The organism is Escherichia sp. KTE52 (assembly GCF_000408325.1).
GTDB lineage: Bacteria > Pseudomonadota > Gammaproteobacteria > Enterobacterales > Enterobacteriaceae > Escherichia > Escherichia marmotae.
On record NZ_KE138677.1, the window covers coordinates 613,078 to 631,394 of the forward strand.

An 18,317-nucleotide genomic window follows, 5' to 3' on the forward strand; every position below is an offset into this window, starting at 1 on the left:
GGTCGGATAAGGCGGTTACGCCGCATCCGACATCTAACGCCCTGGCCGGTTGCCTGATGCGACGCACCATTACAACGCAATATCCGCCACTTCTTTTTGTACTGGTTGCGGTTTCAACTGCGCTTTCGGCGTGCTATCTGCCGCCTGCGGCTTATCATATTTCAGGCTCAGAACTTCGCTGGTGTACTGCAATTCACGTTCTGTTGCCGCCGCATCACCGTTCAGCTTGCTGCCATAAGACGGAACAATCGCTTTCAGCGTGGCCTGCCATTGTGGGCTGGAAACACGATCACCAAACACTTTTTCCAACAGACTCAACATAATCGGCGCAGCGGTAGATGCCCCCGGCGATGCGCCGAGCAGCGCAGCAATGGTTCCTTGCTGGTCGCTGACCACTTCTGTACCCAGACGCAGCACGCCGCCTTTATCGGCATCACGTTTGATAATCTGCACGCGCTGTCCCGCTTGCCACAAACGCCAGTCCTCTTTTTTCGCTTGTGGGTAGTACTCTTTCAACGCTTCAAAACGATCCTCTTCACTCAACATCACCTGACTCACCAGATATTTCACCAGATCGAAATTATCCAGCCCGACGTGCATCATCGGCATCACGTTAGAGGTGGTGGTGGAACTCATCAGATCCCACAGCGAACCGTTTTTGAGGAATTTGGTTGAGAAGGTAGCAAATGGCCCGAACAGCACCACGCGTTTACCGTCCAGTACACGGGTATCGATATGCGGAACTGACATCGGCGGCGCGCCAACGGATGCTTTACCATAGACCTTCGCCAGATGGTGATTAACCACATCCGGGTTTTCCGAAACGAGGAACTGACCACCCACCGGGAAACCGGCGTATTCTTTCGCTTCCGGAATACCGGACTCCTGCAACAGTTTCAGTGCCGCGCCACCCGCGCCGATAAAGACAAATTTCGCACGGATGTTCTGTGCGGTGCCGTTTTTCAGATCGGCAACGGTGACGGTCCAGGTGTTATCGTCATTACGTTTGATAGCGCGGACTTCGCTGCTGAGTTGCAGCGAGAAGTTAGATTTCTTCTGTAATGAGGCGATCAACTGACGGGTGATCTCACCGTAGTTCACATCGGTGCCAATTTCTGTACGCGTAGCCGCCACTTTCTGTTGTGGATCACGCCCTTCCATCACTAACGGTGCCCACTCCTTGATTTGCGCGTGATCTTCAGAGTAACGCATACCGCGAAACAGCGAACTTTGTTGCAATGCCGCGTAACGGGCACGCAGGAAATTGACGTTATCTTCGCCCCAGACAAAGCTCATATGCGGAACGGTATTGATAAATGAACGCGGGGTACGCAGCACGCCGCGCTCGACCTGGTGCGCCCAGAACTGGCGGGAAATCTGGAATGCTTCGTTAATGGCGACTGCTTTTTCAATACTGATGCTGCCATCGGCGTTTTGCGGGGTGTAATTGAGTTCCATCAGCGCAGAATGCCCGGTTCCGGCGTTGTTCCAGCCGTTCGAACTCTCCTGCGCGACACCCTCCAGGCGCTCTACCATGGTCATCGACCATTCAGGCTCCAGTTCCCGTAAATAGGTCCCCAACGTGGCGCTCATAATGCCGCCGCCAATCAACAGTACATCAGTTTCCTGCTCCTCGGACGCTTTCGCTTTTGCCGTCATTGAAACGGCATTAAGCCCCACGGCCATCGAGAAGAGCATGGCAGTCACTTTTTTCATCTTGTTAATGCCTTACTTTTAGTCGCTTTATTGCAGGTGAGATTTGCGCGGCATCAACGTTAACACTTAAGTAACAACATTTAAATAATGTTTATAATTTATCTTCTATTTTTATAAACATTATGATTTCGTTGATTAATTATAAGGTTATTAGAAACGAAGGGAACGCTTACCTGGCAGCAGAAGTCCGTCAGGTAAGCGTCAAAATATCATGCCGTCCGGGCAACGGCATCACGCGAAGCGGCATCACGCTCTTCGCCGGTTAGTTCGCTAAGCAGCCCACTGCGCATTTCCAGCAGGCGGTCGGCGTGAATAAAATAGTGGTCGTCATGACTGATGGCGAAAATCGTTTTGCCCATCTCCTGCATCAGCGGCAGTAATACCTGATAAAACTCACGGCGGAAGTGTGGATCCTGATCCGCTGCCCATTCATCCAACAGGATTATGTCGCGTTCTTCTGCCAGTGCCAGCAACAACGCCACGCGTTTCTTCTGCCCTTTCGATAACTTCAGGTTAAGAATACGCCCGTTACTTAACTCAAGCTTATGACCCATTTTCAACTGATCTAACCACTTCTCAACCAGTTGTGGATTTGCGGTTTTACCCTCCGGCCCCAGCAGTTGATCAAACAACCAGACATCGGTAAACACGGCGGAAAACAGCTTGCGATAATCTTCTGGTTTTTCAGCGCTGATGGGGTTGCCATCCAGCAAAATTTCACCGCTTTGCGGCTGATACAACCCCGTCAGCAACATCGCCAGCGTCGATTTACCGCTACCGTTGCCACCAATCAGGAACAGCAGTTCGCCACGTTTAATAGTGAGGTTAATCGGGCCAACGGAAAAAGCATTATCCTGATAACTAAACGTCACGTTACGCAGCTCCAGGGTTTGCCAGTTGGGAAACGCCTGCGGGCGCGGAAACTCCGCTTTAAAAGGCGCGAGCGCGAATTTGTTCAGCTTGTTGAACGCCACCTGTGCCGTCAGCAGCGTCGGCAACGCACCAACCGCCGAAAGCAGCGGTGTACGCAGGAACAACAGCGTCAGCGAATAAGTCGCCGCAACGTTGGTATCAGCCCAACCGAGACTGTTTGCCATCCAGAACACCAGGCCTATTGCGCCCAGCATCATAATGTTCGACCAGTTCACGGCACTAAGATGGAATGTATCAGCACGAATAATATGATGGCGATATTCTTGCGCATCGGGGATGTAGAGATTGTTAAAAACGTACTCGGCGCGCTCGCGGTTCAGGGTCAGCTCTTTGCGCCCTTCCAGTACAGTTTGAAAATCCGTGTACAGCTTGTCTTCGGTTTCTCGCAGGGTCGCCATATGTTTGTACACCCGCGCCACCAACAAAAAACCACCCCTGATGGTGATTGCCATCCAGATCGCCGTTACCAGCAACATTTTACCCGACAGCATCCACAGATACGCCGCCGAACCCACAGTGAGAATGATACCCTGCACCAGTTCAGGTAAGCGCACAAAAGCGATGGTGATATTGCGCACATCGCTGGTTAACCCCGCCAGCAATGAGGCACTGCCCAGTTGTTCAATGCGCTCGACGTGGGTATCCAGAATCCGCTTGATAAATTCGCTACGCAGTCGGTAAACGAAATGATGGCCCAGCGTGGTGAGCGCCAGTTGCGATCCCAGTGTTACCGCCATCAACAGCAGCAATAAACCCAGAAACTCCGGCAACACCAGCAAACTGGTATCTGCCGTTTCGATAAGACGCTGATTGATAAAAGCAATTAAGCCAATGCCTAACGCCGCACTGGCGAGGCTGAGCGCCATCACACTGATAAATGGCCAGCGATACTGCCGCCAGACAAGTACAAGAAGTTCCATGCAGAAAACCCGGACAATGAATTACAGCCCGCAGTTTAAACATCTCCGCGCACACAGCAATAATAATTCTTATTTTTATTCTTCTTTACCTGCCTGGCGAAAGGTCAGGTTGTAGCGACAGTCGGCGGTCAGTGGATGAAATCCCGCTTTTAGCGGTTGAATACCGTGATAAAACAGCCGTGACTCACCGCCCCACACCACCACATCGCCATGTTCCAGCAACAGACGTTTTAGCGGATCATTACGTTTCAAGCCGCCAAACTGGAAAATTGCAGGCAGTCCCAGAGAAACAGAAACAATTGGCGCGCGTAGATCCGGCTCGTCTTTATCCTGATGCAATGACAGTTTCGCGCCAGGGACGTAGCGGTTGATAAGGCAAGCGTCAGGCTGGAAATCGGGATACCCCGCCGCCGTTGCTGCCCGTTGGCACAAATCACGAAAGCCTTGCGGCATGGCGGGCCACGGCTTATTTGTTTGTGGATCAATAGGCGAATAGAGATAGCCTTGCTGGTTAGTCGTCCAGCCAAGACGTCCACAGTTGGTCATTGCCACCGACATGGTATACCCACCCGGTGTAACCATCTGGCGAAACGGCGACTGGTTGGCGACACCGTTAATTTCCTGCATCAGATCTTCTGCGATATCAAAAGCAAAACGGCGCAGGATCACCGCGCCGGAAGCCAGCGGTTCTTGCCAGGGTTCAGCATCAGTGAACAGATCCAGCATTACCTCTCCTCATTTTCAGCTTCGCGACGTAGCAATTGCGCTTTACGCGAAACACCCCAGCGGTAACCGGAAAGTGCGCCATCGCCACGTACCACCCGATGACAAGGTATAACGATCGCTAACTTATTAGCGGCGCAAGCACTTGCCACTGCACGCACCGCTGTTGGTTTGCCGATGGAATTTGCCAGTCGCTGGTAACTCACTGTTTCACCACAAGGAATGGAACGCAATGCTTGCCAGACTTGTTGTTGGAAAGCGGTGCCGCGAATATCCAACGGTAACGTCAGCAGCGTATTACGGTTATTAAGGCTGGCGATGACCTCGCGCACATGTTGCTGAAATGTCGGATCAGCAGGGGCGTTGTCGGCGGCAGGAAACATCTGCTGTAGCTCGCCAATTAATGTCGCATCGTCATCGCCCAGTAAAATCGCGCAAATCCCCCGCTCGCTTTCCGCCACCAGGCAACGCCCCAGCGAACAATCGGCCAGCGCATAACGAACAGCCAGATTTTCGCCACCATGACGAAACTGTTTAGCCGTCATGCCCAGCGTTTCGTCGGCTTTACGGTAGTAACTGCTGCCGTCGGGAAATCCGGCGTGGAGAATCGCCTGGGTGACGCTCTCCCCTTTCGTTAACGATTCGCGCAAGCGACGAGCGCGCCAGGCCTGTTGCCAGGCTTTTGGTGTCATTCCGGTCGTAGCTTTAAATAAACGGTGTAAGTGGAATGGACTCATCGCCACCTGGTCGGCTAAAGCCTCCAGCGTCACGGGCGTTTCTTGTTCCAGCAGCCGACAAGCATGGGTGATTTTATCCAGCCGGTCTTGCCGAGCATTGGCTTTGTCCGGCTGGCAACGTTTGCAGGGGCGAAAACCTGCGGCAAGCGCCTCGCTGGCATCCGCATAAAAGGAGACGTTTTCCCGCAGGGCATGTCTGGCGCGGCAAGACGGGCGGCAAAAGATGCCCGTGGTACGCACGGCGAAAACGAATTTGCCGTCGGCGTGCGGGTCGCGGGCCAGGACAGATTGCCAGCGTTGATCGTCAGTTAAGCATGTGGCGTTTTTCATAAGCAGCTCCCTGGTTAAGGATAGCCTCTAGTCTGCCCGGTCACCATCACGCAAAAACCAACAATCTTGCGCTTTAATTTTTTTCGCTGATAAGGAAGCTTTTAAACTGCGGCGACATCCAGGTTTTAAAACTATCGCCCTCTTTGGTGATCATATAGACCGCCAGCCCTTCCCGGCGAACGATTTCTTTGGCTTTATCCGGCCCGAGAACCATTAACCCGGTGTCCCAGGCATCGGCCTCCAGCGCCGTCGGGGCAATTACCGTCACGGACACCAGATTATGTTCGATGGGACGCCCGGTTTGCGGATCGATAACATGGGACAGGCGTTTGCCGTCCAGCTCGTAATAGTTGCGATAGCTACCGGAGGTGCTAATCCCGTGGCCATTGATATCGACCACGGCCTGAACCGCATTCTCTTTATCGGTCGGTTTTTGGATCGCCACCCGCCACGGCTGCCCTTCACCATTCATGCCCCGGCTGTTCAGTGCGCCGCCAACCGACACCAGATAGCGGGAAATACCTTCCTGCTCCATGAGACGCGCCAGATGATCTGCCGCATAACCTTCACCCACGGTGGAGAGATCGACATATAAGTCCGGCACATCTTTTTGCAGATATTGCTGATGCAACTGATTAATTACCGTCAGGTGCTGTAAGCCGGTTTTGGCTTTCATCGCGTCGATCTGTTCCTGGGTCGGGATTTGTACCGGCTGTTGCTCCGGGCCAAAGCCCCACAAATTCACCAGCGGCCCGACGGTAATATCCATCGCACCGTCAGTCTTTGCGCCAATGCGTAGCGAAGTGGTGACGATATCAGCCATCGCTTCACTTACCGGCCACGGCGATAAACTTTGCGAGTCGTTAAAACGCATCAGCGCGGAATCTTTTTTATAAGTCGAAAGTAGCTGATCGTCGGCATCCAACTGAGTCTGGATCTTCTCTTTGAGTTCAACACTACGTTTGGCGTCAATGCCCGGAATGCTGGCACGCCAGAAGGTTCCCATCGTTTTGCCTTCAAGAACGGTAACTTCAGGAGCGTTGGGTTTGGCGGGTTGTGGTTTTTGATCGCAACCAACAAACAAGAGCGCGGCAGCCAGCAATGCCACACGGGTAAAGTTCATTTCCATACGTGATTATCCTCATGCGAACGGTCGCAAGAGTACACCAAAAGACTGCGTTTGTACGCTGAAAACAATGAAAAAAGGGCCCGCAGGCCCTTTGTTCGATATAAATCGAGATTAGAACTGGTAAACCAGACCCAGAGCTACGATGTCATCAGTGTTGATGCCAGCAGCGCGGGTGAAACGGTTGTCGTCCAGCAGGTTGATTTTGTAGTCAACATAGGTGGACATGTTTTTGTTGAAGTAGTAGGTAGCACCAACATCAACATATTTCAGGATATCTTCGTCGTCGTAGTTATGACCAGCAATGACACCCAGGTTTTTACCTTTAGACTGCAGGTATGCTACAGACGGACGCAGACCGAAGTCGAACTGGTACTGAGCAACAGCTTCGAAGTTCTGTGCTTTGTTCGCCCAACCCCGGGAACCTACGCGAGTTGCGTTATAGGTCTGGGTGTACTGAGCAGCCAGGTAGATGTTGTTCGCGTCGTATTTCAGACCACCAGTGTAGGTTTCAGCACGGTCGCCGTTACCGATGTAAGCAGCGCTGTTCTGATCATCAGTACGTTTGGAGCTGGAAACTGCAGCACCGATACCGAAGCCTTCGTAATCATAAGTGATAGAACCGCCAACGCCGTCGCCGTTCTGACGCAGAGCGCCACGACCGTTGTTGGTCATGCCTTCGCCGCTTACGCTACCGTTTTTACCCTGATACTGAACAGCAAAGTTCAGGCCGTCAACCAGACCGAAGAAGTCGGTGTTACGGTAGGTCGCGAAGCCGTTACCACGCTGCTGCATGAAGTTGTCAGAACCGTAGGTGTCGCCACCGAATTCTGGCAGAACGTCGGTCCAGGAAGTTACGTCGTAAACAACGCCGTAGTTACGACCGTAGTCGAAAGAACCGATATCCTGGAATTTCAGACCAGCGAATGCCACACGGGTCCAGGAGTTTTCTTTGTTGTCTTCAGAGGTATTGCCCTGGATCTGATATTCCCACTGGCCGTAACCGGTCAGTTGGTCAGTAACCTGAGTTTCGCCTTTGAAACCAAGACGTACATAGGTCTGGTCGCCGTCTTCTGACTTGTTGTCAGAGAAATAGTGCAGGCCGTCTACTTTACCGTACAGATCTAATTTGTTGCCGTCTTTGTTGTAAACTTCAGCAGCGTTTGCTGCGCCTGCTACCAGCAGAGCTGGGACCAGGAGGGACAGTACTTTAACTTTCATGTTATTAACCCTCTGTTATATGCCTTTATTTGCTTTTTTATGCCACTGCATACTGATTAACCCTCATTAATCAGTCGGCAAGTCCATTCTCCCCAAAAATGCAGAATAATCCAACACGAATATGATACTAAAACTTTTAAGATGTTTCATTTATCGCTATAGATGTTTCAAAATGTAAATGTGATGGAACTTTTTAAGATTCTTGATGATTGGCGAAATAAGCACCTAACATCAAGCAATAATAATTCAAGGTTAAAATCAATAACTTATTCTTAAGTCGTTGATAGCACTGAATGCCAAAACAAAATCTTCACTCGCAACTAAAATATGTCTCGCTATCATCATTAACTTTATTTATTACCGTCATTCATTTCTGAATGTCTGTTTACCCCTATTTCAACCGGATGCATCGCATCCGGTTTTTTTTACCCTTCTTTACACAACTTTTATTTTCTTGTGCTACCCATGCAAAATTATAACAACTGTTAATAATTTCACATAAAATTAACAATATTATAATTCCCCGCCATCTTTCCTTATTTGTAATTAACTTTGTTCTTTTTGCAGATTATTTGTACAAAAAAATGCCGCATGTACATCTCTTTCCCATCGTGCAAAAGGATAAATATCATTGGGGAAGAGAGAACCATCTATCTGGTAATAGTCTGGAATTTCGCTCTATACCCTTTATACTGCCCTATCACTTCGAGAAGTTTTAACAGGTCATAAACACGAATGCGTCAGAAAGAGACAACGGCCACGACCCGCTTTTCACTCCTACCGGGGAGCATTACCCGCTTCTTTTTACTGTTGATCATTGTGTTACTTGTGACGATGGGAGTGATGGTACAAAGCGCCGTCAACACCTGGCTAAAAGATAAAAGCTACCAGATTGTCGACATTACCCATGCTATACAAAAGCGTGTCGATACCTGGCGTTACGTGACCTGGCAGATCTACGACAACATCGCTGCGACGACTTCGTCTTCCACCAGTGAAGGTTTGCAAGAGACGCGTCTGAAACAGGATGTCTATTATCTGGAAAAACCACGCCGCAAAACAGAAGCCCTGATCTTTGGTTCTCACGACAATTCAACGCTTGAGATGACCCAACGAATGTCTACTTATCTGGACACATTATGGGGCGCAGAAAATGTACCGTGGTCGATGTATTATCTGAACGGCCAGGATAACAGCCTGGTGTTGATCTCTACTCTGCCATTAAAAGATCTCACTTCTGGTTTCAAAGAGTCGACCGTCAGTGACATTGTCGACTCACGTCGCGCGGAGATGCTGCAACAGGCCAACGCACTGGATGAACGCGAAAGTTTTTCTAATCTGCGTCGTCTTGCCTGGCAGAACGGCCATTACTTTACCTTGCGTACCACCTTTAACCAGCCAGGACATCTGGCGACGGTGGTTGCATTTGATCTGCCTATTAATGACCTGATCCCGCCGGGGATGCCGCTGGATAGCTTCCGTCTTGAGCCAGAAGCGGGCGCAACGGGTAACAATAATAATGAGAAAGAAGCCGCAGACAGCGTCAGCATTAACTTCAACAGTTCTAAAATTGAAATCTCTTCGGCGCTCAACTCCACCGATATGCGATTGGTCTGGCAGGTTCCTTACGGCACTTTACTGCTGGATACATTGCAAAACATTCTGCTGCCACTGCTACTGAACATCGGTTTGCTGGCGCTGGCGCTTTTTGGTTATACCACCTTTCGCCATTTCTCCGGCCGCACCACGGAAAGAGCCCCCAGTACTGCAGTGAATAACGAACTGCGTATTTTGCGGGCAATAAATGAAGAGATTGTGTCACTCCTACCGCTCGGCCTGCTGGTTCACGATCAGGAATCGAATCGCACAGTAATAAGCAATAAGATTGCCGACCATCTGCTACCGCATTTGAATCTGCAAAATATCACCACTATGGCAGAGCAACATCAGGGAATCATTCAGGCGACTGTTAATAACGAACTGTATGAGATTCGCATGTTCCGCAGCCAGGTAGCGCCGCGTACACAAATCTTCATTATTCGCGATCAGGATCGCGAAGTGCTGGTAAACAAGAAACTCAAGCAGGCACAGCGTCTGTATGAGAAAAATCAGCAGGGCCGGATGGCTCTTATGCAAAACATTGGTAACGCACTGAAGGAGCCAGCCCGGGGGCTTGCAGAAAGCGCAGCAAAACTTAACTCGCCGGAAAGCAAACAACTGGCGAATCAGGCGGACGTATTAGTACGACTGGTTGATGAAATTCAGTTAGCGAACATGCTGGCGGACGATAGCTGGAAGAGCGAGACTGCGCTTTTCTCCGTGCAGGATTTAATTGATGAAGTGGTGCCTTCTGTATTGCCTGCGATCAAACGCAAAGGTCTGCAACTACTGATTAACAATCATCTGAAAGCACATGACATGCGCCGTGGCGATCGTGATGCCTTACGCCATATTTTGCTGCTGCTGATGCAATATGCCGTCACCTCAACGCAACTGGGGAAAATTACCCTCGAGGTTGATCTGGATGAATCCTCCGAAGAACGTCTGACTTTCCGTATTCTGGACACCGGAGATGGTGTAAGTATTCATGAAATGGATAATTTACATTTCCCGTTCATCAACCAGACCCAGAGCGATCGCTATGGTAAGGCAGATCCGCTGGCATTCTGGTTGAGTGATCAACTGGCGCGCAAACTGGGCGGTCATTTAAACATCAAAACACGGGACGGCCTTGGTACACGCTACTCCGTGCATATCAAAATGCTCCCGGCAGACCCGGACGTTGAAGAGGAAGAGGAACGTTTACTAGATGATGTCACCGTGATGGTGGATGTAACTTCTACAGAAATTCGGAATATTGTCACTCGCCAGTTAGAAAATTGGGGTGCAACCTGTATCACACCCGATGAAAGATTAATTAGTCAGGATTATGATATCTTTTTAACGGATAATCCGTCTAATCTTACTGCCTCTGGCTTGCTTTTAAGCGATGATGAGTCTGGCGTACGGGAAATTGGGCCTGGTCAATTGTGCGTCAATTTCAATATGAGCAATGCTATGCAGGAAGCAGTCTTACAATTAATTGAAGTGCAACTGGCGCAGGAAGAGGTGACAGAATCGCCTATGGGTGGAGATGAAAATGCGCAACTCCATGCCAGCGGCTATTATGCGCTCTTTGTAGACACAGTACCGGATGATGTTAAGAGGCTATATACTGAAGCAGCAACCAGTGACTTTGCTGCATTAGCCCAAACGGCTCATCGTCTTAAAGGCGTATTTGCCATGCTAAATCTGGTACCCGGCAAGCAGTTATGTGAAACGCTGGAACATCTTATTCGTGAGAAGGATGTTCCAGGAACAGAAAAATACATCAGCGACATTGACAGCTATGTCAAGAGCTTGCTGTAGCAAGGTAGCCTATTACATGAACAATATGAACGTAATTATTGCCGATGACCATCCGATAGTACTGTTCGGTATTCGAAAATCACTTGAACAAATTGAGTGGGTGAATGTTGTCGGCGAATTTGAAGATTCCACAGCACTGATCAACAATCTGCCGAAACTGGACGCGCACGTGTTGATTACCGATCTCTCCATGCCTGGAGATAAATACGGTGACGGGATCACCTTGATCAAATACATCAAACGCCATTTCCCAAGCCTGTCGATCATTGTTCTGACCATGAACAACAACCCGGCAATTCTTAGTGCGGTACTGGACCTGGATATCGAAGGGATCGTACTGAAGCAAGGCGCGCCTACGGATCTGCCGAAAGCCCTCGCCGCGTTGCAAAAAGGCAAGAAATTTACCCCAGAAAGCGTTTCTCGTTTGCTGGAGAAAATCAGTGCCAGTGGTTACGGCGACAAGCGTCTCTCGCCTAAAGAGAGTGAAGTACTGCGCCTGTTTGCAGAAGGTTTCCTGGTTACCGAGATTGCCAAAAAGCTCAACCGCAGCATCAAGACCATTAGCAGCCAGAAGAAATCCGCGATGATGAAGCTGGGCGTCGAGAACGATATCGCCCTGCTGAACTATCTTTCTTCTGTTACCTTAAGTCCGGCGGATAAAGAGTAATTTAGCCAGCCAACAGGTCGGATGCGGTGTAAACACCTTATCCGGCCTACAAATCCCAATATTTCAATAGATTGCACAAACGCAGGCCTGATACGACGTGCCAGCGTCGCATCAGACATTTACACCGACCGCACCCTACGATGATTTCCGCGCTTTCCTGACTCTTTCGGCATACATCGTCAGCGTCTGTTTTATGACATCCAGCGTCACCGGCTTCGACAGACAACTATCCATCCCGGACTCCAGGCATCGCTGCTTCTCTTCGGCCAACGCATTGGCTGTCACCCCGATTACCGGCAATGTTAGCCCCAATTGGCGAATACGCTGCGTTAACCGGTAACCATCCATATTCGGCATGTTAACGTCACTAAGCACGATATCAATGTGATTCTTGCTAAGAACATTAAGCGCATCGATACCATCATTCGCGGTCTTACACTGATAACCCAACGATCCGAGCTGATCGGCCAATAAGCGACGGTTAATAGGATGATCATCAACCACCAGAATCATCATGTCGTCGTTGCTGGTAGACTCTTTGTCAGCCAGCGGCAGAACGTTGCCAGGATCATCATTTTCCATCTCAACCCGATAGATACGCGCCAGTAGCACAGGCAGTTCATGCGACGAAGCAACGCTATGCTCCCATTCACCGGGCGCTCTTTCCAGCGGAATGCCAATATGTCGGCGGCAGAAAGTCACCACCGCTCTGCCCTGCCATTTTTCACTCAGCGGCTCATCAGTAATCAACACATCCTCAGGTGACGGTTCCTGACCTTCATATGTTGTAACGACTACACCACTGCGCTGCAAACTGGTTTCGATAAATTGGCATAGCGACGCATTGCGTACCGCCAACCAACAGCGTTTACCCGTTAACCCTTCAACGCCTTTTTTATGTGGATATTGTGCGCCGTACAGTGGAATACGCACGGTAAACTGGCTTCCCATACCAGGTTCAGACTCCACCGAGATGTCACCGTCCATCATGCTGATCAATTTTTCACAAATCGCCAGCCCCAGACCGGTTCCCTGGAAGTTACGCTGAACGCCTGTCCCCACCTGGAAGAAGGGATCAAACAGCCGCACCACTTCTTTCGCCGGGATACCCACGCCGGTATCGCGAACGCGAATAGAAAGATAATCACCATCGGCACGGACATGCAGAACAATGCAGCCGGTATCGGTAAATTTTATGGCGTTACTCAACAGATTGGAGATGACCTGCTGTAAACGCATCGGATCACCGTTTAAAGTTACCGGCACATCCGGTTCAATAAAGCAGTACAAACCAAGCTGTTTACGCACCACCAGCGGCAAATAGTTGGCGGTGATATGGTTCATCACTTCACGCGGTGAAAACTCACGCGGTTCTATCTTCAACTGTTCCGATTCAATCTTCGAAAAATCGAGAATGTCGCTGATAATTTTCAACAGCAGACTGGAAGAGTTGTTCATTGCCGTCACCAGACGGTCAACGCCTTTCGGTAACTCTTTAGTTTGCAATAGATCCAGGTTACCGATAATGCCGTACAGTGGTGTACGCAGCTCGTGGCTGACGGTAGCAAGGAACATCGATTTCGATTGGCTCGCCTGTTCTGCTGCCTGCGCCATCTCTTGCAGCGACTCTTCCATCTTCACACGTGAAGAAACATCGACAAGTACGCAAATCGCCACGTTTTCATTACGATAGCGCGAATGGACGAAACTGATTTGCAGATTGGTATTGTTGCTGGTCAGGACATCGACAAAATTGACCTGTTGACCGCAAATAATTTGCGTCAGCCGCTGGCGATCCTCATGCGTAAGCATATTGAGATAGGTATGCGCCAGTTCGTTACTCAAAATATTGACGCCATCAGCGGTACGCAAAATGCAGATCCCGACCGGCGCGGAGGCGACAATCTTGCGGTTAAACTGCTCATGCTCCTCCAGACGCTGGGCGTCGCTTTCCGCCGGAATGAAAATACGCCGCTCATACATCCGCGCGAGGGTAAACAACGCCGCCCCGGTGATCACATTGAGCAAAATCGCGTTGAGGATCAGCATACGTATGCGTTCCAGCACCTGATCAACGGGCACCGAGTAAACAATGCTTAACGATGACGGCGGCAGATTTTTCTTCAGCACCAGCTCATGGAAACCTGGTGTATAACCGAACCAGGAGCGTTCCTGCATCCAACGCGGTTCAGCTTTGATTTTACTTTCCGGTCCGGTCAACGAAATCAGGGTATGACCATTCTCATCAAGGATGGTGACTCCCATCGATAATGTACCCGGTAAAAAGAAGTTCTCCATCCGAATGGTTTGTTCAACGCCCAACAAGGCCTGCAAACGGTTCGCCAGATAAACCGGCGTCAGCGCGTAGAAATACCCGACGCCAGGGCGCGGGCCTTCGCTGATCCAATAGAGGTTGCTGCCACTGTCATCCTGCGGCGCATTACGATACTTATTGATGCGCTCATGCAGAGCTTTCAAGGCGGTATCGCGTTCGACAGGCATATCACGCAAACCAAAGTTTGCCATGCAGAGGTTATCGCTGCCGATCAAAAATACGCGGTTGAGATCGTAAGCTGCAGAGAAATTATCGCGCCAGTAGCGCATAAACCATGCCAGCGACTCCAGAGATCCCCGCCAGGTGTTACTCATCGCGGAACAGTCAGAATCGGCAAACAGCGGTTCGAACTCGGGCACATCCGTTTGCGTTTCCCGCCCACGCGGGGAAAGTACGCCGTTTTCTGCAGACAAGCGATTTTCGGCAATGTACTTCAGCTCTTTCATCACATCAGAAGTGCGTTGGATAAACCGCTGAGCCTGATCGGAGCTCAGGTTAAATTCCTGACGAATCTCAGATTCTCGCTGATGCAGAGCATTGACGATGTAAAACACTGATGAGAAAGCAATCAACAGCCAGAGCAATAACGCCAATGCTCTGAACATATAGCGCGAAACTTTCAGGGTTGTACGAAAAGAAGCAAGGTATTTCAAAGGGGCGAAGCTCCGCCTCAGGTGACCGATGGAGTGTGGTTAAGGTAGCGGTAAAAACGTGCCACCGCAATGTTCTGTCATCCCGGTAATATGATACACCGCCGAGAAATCATCACCTTAACCCCCGATAATCGTCATATACCGGACAAGATTGGTGGATTTCAGCATGAATTATATGAAGTGGATTTATCCACGCCGCTTACGCAATCAAATGATCCTGATGGCAATCCTGATGGTCATTGTCCCAACGCTTACTATTGGTTATATCGTAGAAACGGAAGGACGTTCAGCAGTCTTATCTGAAAAAGAGAAAAAACTTTCTGCCGTGATCAATCTGCTTAATCAGGCGCTAGGCGATCGCTACGATCTCTACAACAACTTACCGCGTGAAGAGCGTATCCGCGCATTGAACGCAGAACTTGCTCCCATTACCGAAAATATCACTCACGCCTTCCCTGGGATAGGTGCTGGTTATTACAACAAGACGCTGGATGCGATAATCACCTACGCGCCTTCAGCGCTATATCAGAATAATGTGGGCGTTACTATCGCCGCGGATCACCCTGGTCGCGAAGTAATGCGTACAAATACACCTTTAGTTTATTCAGGCAGGCAAGTTCGCGGCGATATTCTGAATTCAATGATTCCCATTGAACGTAATGGTGAAGTCCTCGGTTATATCTGGGCCAATGAATTAACCGAAGATATTCAACGCCAGGCCTGGAAAATGGATGTGAGGATTATCATTGTGCTCACCGCCGGTTTGCTGATTAGCCTGCTGTTGATTGTGCTCTTCTCCCGTCGCCTGAGCGCCAATATAGATATCATCACCGATGGCCTCTCGACTCTGGCGCAAAATATTCCTACCCGATTACCACAATTGCCCGGTGAAATGGGGCAAATCAGCCAGAGTGTTAACAACCTCGCCCAGGCACTGCGTGAAACGCGGACACTTAACGATCTGATTATTGAAAACGCTGCCGATGGCGTCATTGCCATTGACCGCCAGGGTGATGTAACCACCATGAACCCCGCAGCAGAAATCATCACTGGCTATCAACGTCATGAACTGGTAGGGCAGCCTTACGCCATGTTGTTCGACAATACTCAGTTCTACAGTCCTGTACTGGATACGCTGGAACATGGCACCGAACACGTGGCACTGGAAATCAGTTTTCCAGGCCGTGACCGCACCATTGAACTCAGTGTCACTACCAGTCGTATTCATAACACGCATGGTGAAATGATAGGTGCTTTGGTGATTTTCTCTGATTTAACTGCCCGAAAAGAAACCCAACGCCGCATGGCGCAAGCTGAACGCCTCGCCACCCTGGGTGAACTGATGGCAGGCGTGGCGCATGAAGTACGTAATCCGCTGACGGCTATCCGTGGTTATGTGCAGATCCTACGCCAACAAACCAGTGACCTAATACATCAGGAATATCTGTCCGTTGTGCTCAAAGAAATCGACTCAATTAACAAAGTCATTCAGCAATTGCTCGATTTTTCACGCCCACGCCACAGTCAATGGCAACAAGTCAGCCTTAATGCATTGATTGAAGAAACTCTGGTACTGGTGCAAACCGCCGGAGTACAAGCGCGGGTCGACTTCATAAGCGAACTGGATGATGAATTAAGCCCGATTAGCGCCGATCGTGAACTGCTCAAACAGGTACTACTGAATATCCTGATCAATGCCGTCCAGGCTATCAGTGCACGAGGGAAAATTCGCATTCGAACCTGGCAGTACAGTGACTCACAACAGGCCATTTCGATAGAAGACAACGGCTGTGGCATTGATCTCTCGCTGCAAAAAAAGATCTTCGATCCCTTTTTCACCACCAAAGCCTCAGGAACAGGGCTTGGTCTGGCGTTAAGTCAGCGCATCATTAACGCCCATCAGGGGGATATTCGCGTGGCCAGTTTGCCGGGCTGCGGCGCAACCTTCACCCTTATTTTACCGATCAACCCGCAGGGAAATCAGACCATATGACCGCTATTAATCGCATCCTTATTGTTGATGATGAAGATAATGTTCGCCGTATGCTGAGCACCGCTTTTGCACTACAAGGATACGAAACACATTGTGCGAACAACGGACGCACAGCATTACAACTGTTTGCCGATATTCACCCTGACGTGGTGTTGATGGATATCCGCATGCCAGAGATGGACGGCATCAAGGCACTAAAGGAGATGCGCAGCCGTGAAACCCGAACCCCCGTTATTCTGATGACGGCCTATGCTGAAGTGGAAACCGCCGTCGAAGCACTACGTTGCGGTGCCTTCGACTATGTTATCAAACCGTTTGATCTCGATGAGTTGAATTTAATCGTTCAGCGAGCTTTACAACTCCAGTCAATGAAAAAAGAGATCCGCCATCTGCACCAGGCACTGAGCACCAGTTGGCAATGGGGGCACATTCTCACCAACAGCCCGGCGATGATGGACATCTGCAAAGACACCGCCAAAATTGCCCTTTCTCAGGCCAGCGTCTTGATTAGCGGTGAAAGTGGCACCGGAAAAGAATTGATTGCCAGAGCGATTCACTACAATTCGCGGCGGGCAAAGGGGCCATTTATTAAAGTCAACTGCGCGGCGCTACCGGAATCGTTGCTCGAAAGTGAACTGTTTGGTCATGAAAAAGGCGCATTTACTGGTGCACAATCCTTGCGTCAGGGATTATTTGAACGCGCCAACGAAGGTACTCTGCTCCTCGACGAAATTGGCGAAATGCCGCTGGTACTGCAAGCCAAATTACTACGCATTCTTCAGGAACGGGAATTTGAACGGATAGGCGGCCATCAAACCATAAAAGTTGATATCCGCATCATTGCTGCCACCAACCGCGACTTGCAGGCAATGGTTAAAGAAGGCACTTTCCGTGAAGATCTCTTTTATCGCCTTAACGTTATTCATTTAATACTGCCACCTCTGCGCGATCGTCGGGAAGATATTTCCCTGTTAGCTAATCACTTTTTGCAAAAATTCAGTAGTGAGAATCAGCGCGATATTATCGATATCGATCCGATGGCAATGTCACTGCTTACAGCCTGGTCATGGCCGGGAAATATTCGTGAGCTTTCCAACGTCATTGAACGCGCCGTCGTGATGAATTCAGGCCCGATCATTTTTTCTGAGGATCTTCCGCCGCAGATTCGTCAGCCTGTCTGTAGCGCTGGTGAGGCCAAAACAGCCCCTGCCGGTGAGCGTAATTTAAAAGAGGAAATTAAACGCGTCGAAAAACGCATCATTATGGAAGTTCTGGAACAACAGGACGGCAACCGAACCCGCACGGCTTTAATGCTGGGCATCAGTCGCCGTGCATTGATGTATAAACTTCAGGAATACGGTATCGATCCGGCGGATGTATAACACCAAAACTTGCTATGCAGGAATTTGCACAGTGCGCAAATTTCTGCATAGCCGAACATTCACCTTCGTCATCCCCTTCTAATTTACCCTTTATTATTCAACCAGTTAAAAAACAACAGCAAATATTCTCATTCTGGCACTCCCCTTGCTATTCCCTGACTGTACCCACAACG

Annotated in this window: 11 protein-coding genes; 4 read left to right on the top strand and 7 right to left on the bottom strand. The window is 49.8% G+C overall.

Translation table 11 applies throughout. The features are described 5' to 3' along the window. Positions 1 to 69: 69 nt before the first annotated feature. From mqo to ompC, 6 genes are all read right to left on the bottom strand, one after another. Positions 70 to 1,716: a malate dehydrogenase (quinone) gene (gene mqo / locus A1SC_RS14185; protein WP_000758095.1), complete on the bottom strand. Its 1,647-nt coding sequence runs from the start codon at positions 1,714 to 1,716 to the stop codon at positions 70 to 72. Between the two features lie 209 nt (positions 1,717 to 1,925). Further along, positions 1,926 to 3,569, bottom strand: a complete 1,644-nt coding sequence (gene yojI / locus A1SC_RS14180) for a microcin J25 efflux ABC transporter YojI (RefSeq protein ID WP_016262160.1) — start codon at positions 3,567 to 3,569, stop codon at positions 1,926 to 1,928. A 75-nt stretch (positions 3,570 to 3,644) separates the two neighbouring features. Further along, positions 3,645 to 4,295 carry a DNA oxidative demethylase AlkB gene (gene alkB, locus A1SC_RS14175; protein ID WP_001516739.1) on the bottom strand — a complete coding sequence of 217 codons (651 nt, stop codon included), beginning with the start codon at positions 4,293 to 4,295 and terminating at the stop codon, positions 3,645 to 3,647. Next, a complete protein-coding gene (gene ada / locus A1SC_RS14170) occupies positions 4,295 to 5,359 on the bottom strand; it encodes a bifunctional DNA-binding transcriptional regulator/O6-methylguanine-DNA methyltransferase Ada (RefSeq protein ID WP_016262161.1) in 1,065 nt (354 codons plus the stop codon). The genes alkB and ada overlap by 1 nt, the downstream gene beginning before the upstream one ends. Before the next feature lie 73 nt (positions 5,360 to 5,432). Beyond that, a complete protein-coding gene (apbE, locus tag A1SC_RS14165; protein WP_000425712.1) occupies positions 5,433 to 6,488 on the bottom strand; it encodes an FAD:protein FMN transferase ApbE in 1,056 nt (351 codons plus the stop codon). A 111-nt stretch (positions 6,489 to 6,599) separates the two neighbouring features. Continuing rightward, complete coding sequence (gene ompC / locus A1SC_RS14160) at positions 6,600 to 7,706, bottom strand: porin OmpC (RefSeq protein WP_016262162.1); 1,107 nt, start codon at positions 7,704 to 7,706, stop codon at positions 6,600 to 6,602. A 735-nt stretch (positions 7,707 to 8,441) separates the two neighbouring features. On the opposite strand from ompC, the gene rcsD reads away from it, so the two are divergent. Then, a complete protein-coding gene (gene rcsD / locus A1SC_RS14155; RefSeq protein ID WP_016262163.1) occupies positions 8,442 to 11,114 on the top strand; it encodes a phosphotransferase RcsD in 2,673 nt (890 codons plus the stop codon). Between the two features lie 16 nt (positions 11,115 to 11,130). Then, positions 11,131 to 11,781: a response regulator transcription factor RcsB gene (gene rcsB, locus A1SC_RS14150; RefSeq protein WP_001516743.1), complete on the top strand. Its 651-nt coding sequence runs from the start codon at positions 11,131 to 11,133 to the stop codon at positions 11,779 to 11,781. Positions 11,782 to 11,916: 135 nt separating this feature from the next. Here the strand turns inward: rcsB and rcsC are convergent, their stop codons facing one another. Continuing rightward, positions 11,917 to 14,769 (bottom strand): two-component system sensor histidine kinase RcsC, encoded by a 2,853-nt coding sequence (gene rcsC, locus A1SC_RS14145; protein ID WP_016262164.1) that lies wholly within the window; start codon positions 14,767 to 14,769, stop codon positions 11,917 to 11,919. A 166-nt stretch (positions 14,770 to 14,935) separates the two neighbouring features. Between rcsC and atoS the strand changes: the two genes are divergently transcribed. Continuing rightward, positions 14,936 to 16,762 (top strand): two-component system sensor histidine kinase AtoS, encoded by a 1,827-nt coding sequence (gene atoS, locus A1SC_RS14140; protein ID WP_016262165.1) that lies wholly within the window; start codon positions 14,936 to 14,938, stop codon positions 16,760 to 16,762. Next, entirely contained in the window at positions 16,759 to 18,144 is a 1,386-nt protein-coding gene (atoC, locus tag A1SC_RS14135) for an acetoacetate metabolism transcriptional regulator AtoC (RefSeq protein WP_000125306.1), read from the top strand. Before atoS ends, atoC begins: the two co-directional genes overlap by 4 nt. Positions 18,145 to 18,317 lie beyond the last annotated feature (173 nt).